This window comes from Sphingomonas bacterium (genome assembly GCF_903644055.1).
Lineage (GTDB): Bacteria > Pseudomonadota > Alphaproteobacteria > Sphingomonadales > Sphingomonadaceae > Sphingomonas_I.
The window spans coordinates 1-3,094 of the sequence record NZ_CAHJXD010000020.1 but is presented as its reverse complement, the minus strand read 5'-3'; the positions used below and the strand labels follow the sequence as shown (position 1 = coordinate 3,094).

At 68.1% G+C, this 3,094-nt stretch carries 2 protein-coding genes; both read right to left on the bottom strand.

Translation table 11 applies throughout. From position 1 onward, the window contains the following. Positions 1 to 854 (bottom strand): TolC family protein (locus tag HUU94_RS00760; protein WP_174273225.1); only part of this gene is annotated, 854 nt, incomplete at its 3' end. Next, complete coding sequence (locus tag HUU94_RS00755; RefSeq protein WP_174273224.1) at positions 851 to 2,425, bottom strand: DHA2 family efflux MFS transporter permease subunit; 1,575 nt, start codon at positions 2,423 to 2,425, stop codon at positions 851 to 853. The genes HUU94_RS00760 and HUU94_RS00755, both read right to left, overlap by 4 nt. Positions 2,426 to 3,094: the final 669 nt, after the last annotated feature.

Below are 3,094 nucleotides of genomic sequence, written 5' to 3'. Positions count from 1 at the left end.
GGGCGCGGCACGGCGAGTTCGGCGATCATCGCATCGGGGGTGCGGCCGATCAGCGCCGCGATCCCGTGCATCCGCGCCTTGCCCTCGGCGACGATCGGGCCGACCGCCGCCTGCGCGGTGGCGAGCTGCGCGCGCTGGCGGATGAAATCGCCCTGCGGCAGCAGACCCGCCTTGGCGGTGTTGCCCATGATCTGCAGGTTGCGCGTCTGGCGGTCGACCTCGGCGCGCGCGATCGTCTCGCGATCCTGAAGCGTGCGGAGCTGGAGATAATCGTCGGCGATCTCGGCGATCAGCGAGAGCTGCGCGTCGCGCGCATCGAGCACCGCCGCCGCCTCGCGCGCCCGCGCGCCCTGCACCTGGCGACGGACGCCGCCGAACAGATCGGGCTCCCAGCTCGCGTCGAAGCCCAGCGAATAGGTCTTGATGCTGTTGCCCGGCGCGGCGATGCCGCCGCCGCTTCCCGAACCCCCCGATGCGCCGCCGCCGAACAGCGAGGAGAGCGACGAAATCCCGCTATTCTGGCTGAACCGTTGGTAATTGACCCCGCCCGTGGCATCGACCTCGGGAAAGAAGCCGGCGCGCGCCGAGCGGAGCTGCGCGCGCGCCTCGGCGATGCGCGCGGCGGCGACGCCGATATCGGGGCTTTCCTGGAGCGCGATCGCGATCAGCCGATCGAGTTCGGGATCGCGATAGCCTTGCCACCAGCCGCGAAGATCGGGCTGCGGCTGCGCGGCGAGATCGGGGGGCGCCTCGCCGAACGCCGGCGGCGCCTTCGCCTCGGGCGGCCGATAGTTCGGGCCGACGGTGCAGCCCGCGAGCAGCGCCAGCGCCGCGAGAGCAAGCGCCCGCCTCATGCCGCGCCGTGCCCCTTGCTCTTGCCCTGGCGGAGCAGCAGCCCGAGCGGGACGATGCACAGCACGAAGATCATGATCGCCTTGAAGACATCGAGGAACGCCAGCATCTGCGCCTGCTGCCCGATCTGGCCGAGGAGCGTGCCCAGCGCGGCATCGGTGCCGCCCGTGCCGACGGACTGGGTCAGTTGATCGAGGCCCTGGACGTAATCGGGATTGAGCGGGTTCAACCCCTCGACGATCCGGCTCTGGTGGACCTGCCCGCGCTCGATCAGTGCCGCCTGCGCCAGCGAGATGCCGATGCTGCCGCCGAGGTTGCGGGAAACGTTGAGCAAGGCGGACGCCTCGTTGGTCTTGTTGGCGGGCAGGCCGACATAAGCGGCGATCGAGATCGGCACGAACAGGAAGGGCAGGCCCGCCGCCGAAAGCAGCCGCCCGAACGAGGCATCGCCATAGCTGATCTGGGTGTTCCACCCGGTCATGTAATAGAGCGCCACCGCCTGCATCAGCAGCGCGGGGATCAGCAGCATCCGCGTATCGACTCGCCCCGCGAGCTGGCCGGCGATCGGCATCGCGATCAGGGTCGCGAGGCCGCCGGTGGTGAGCGCGAGCCCCGCGTTGGTCGCGGTATAGCCGAGCACCTGTTGCAGCATCTGCGGGATCAGCACGGTGGTGCCGAACAGCACGACGCCCGTCGTCATCATGAACAGCGTCGTGATCGCGAAATTGCGGTTGCCGAGCATCCGGATGTCGACGATCGGATCCTTGCGCGCCAGCTCCCAGAAAACGAGCGAGACCAGCGAGACGACCGAGATGATCGAGGTCGCGATGATGAAGCCGCTGCTGAACCAATCGTCCCGCTCGCCGCGATCCAGCGTGAGTTCGAGGCAGCCGAGCCCCAGCGCCACGAGCGCGAAGCCGATATAATCGACCCGGAGCCCGCCCTTGAGCTTCTTCGCGCGATCCTGCTTCAGCGCCTCGGGCTCGCACAGGAAATGATTGACGAGGAACAAAGAGGCGATGCCGATCGGGACATTGATCAGGAAGATCCAGTGCCAGCTTATATTGTCGGTGATCCAGCCGCCCAGCGTCGGCCCCAGGACGGGCCCGACGACGACGACGACGCCATAGGCCGCGAAGGCCTGGCCGCGCTTGGCGGGCGGGAAGGTATCGGCGAGGATCGATTGTTCGGAAGGCGCGAGCCCGCCGCCGCCGATGCCCTGGAACAGCCGCGCGACGATCAGCAGCCCCAGGTTGGGCGCGAGACCGCAGCACAGCGAGGAGACGGTGAATAGCGCGACCGAGATCATATAATAGCGCTTCCGCCCGATCACGTCGGACAGCCAGCCCGAGATCGGAATGACGATCGCATTGGCGACGAGGTAGCTGGTCAGCACCCACGCCGCCTCGTCCTGGCTCGCCGAAAGCCCGCCCGCGATATGCGTGAGCGAGACGTTGGCGATCGAGGTATCGAGCACCTCCATGAAGGTCGCCATGCTGATGATCGCGACGATCAGCCAGCGATTATGAGTCCCCGCCGCCGATCGCGCGTCGGTCCACCCCTGCTGAGCCATCCCGAAGCTGCCTTAGGACCGTTCGTTCCGAGCGCGGCCGAGGAACGTGCCGGGGATAGGGCAGGTCTCGGCTTCGCTCGGCGCGAACGGAAAGGAGAGGATGGCGATCAGGCGAGAGGGGCCGCTCAATCGCGCACCCTCACGCGCGGCACCACCGACATGCCCGGCCCGATCGCATAGCGGCGCCATTCGGCGCCGTCGAAGACGATGCGGACAGGCACCCGCTGGACGACCTTGACGTAATTGCCGGTCGCATTCTGCGCGGGCAGCAGCGCGAAGGCCTGCCCCGCGCCGCGCTGGATCGAATCGACATGGCCGGAGAAGGCCACGCCCGGATAGGCGTCGATATGGATATCGACATGCTGGCCGCGCCGCATCAGCGCGAGCTGCGTTTCCTTGAAATTGGCGGTCACCCACATTTCGTCGGGCACGATCGCCATCATCTGCTGGCCGGGCGCGACATAGCTGCCGACATCGACGCTGCGGTTGACGACCTGCCCGTCGAGCGGGGCGAGGATGCGCAGATAGCCGACGGTGACGTTGGCCTGGGCGACGCGCGCCTGGGCGGCGCCGCGCTGCGCCTGCGCGGCCTCGACCTCCTTGCGCGCGGCGAGGATATCGGCGGCGGCGGTGCAGATCGGAAGAGCGTCGTGTAGGGAAAGAGTGTAG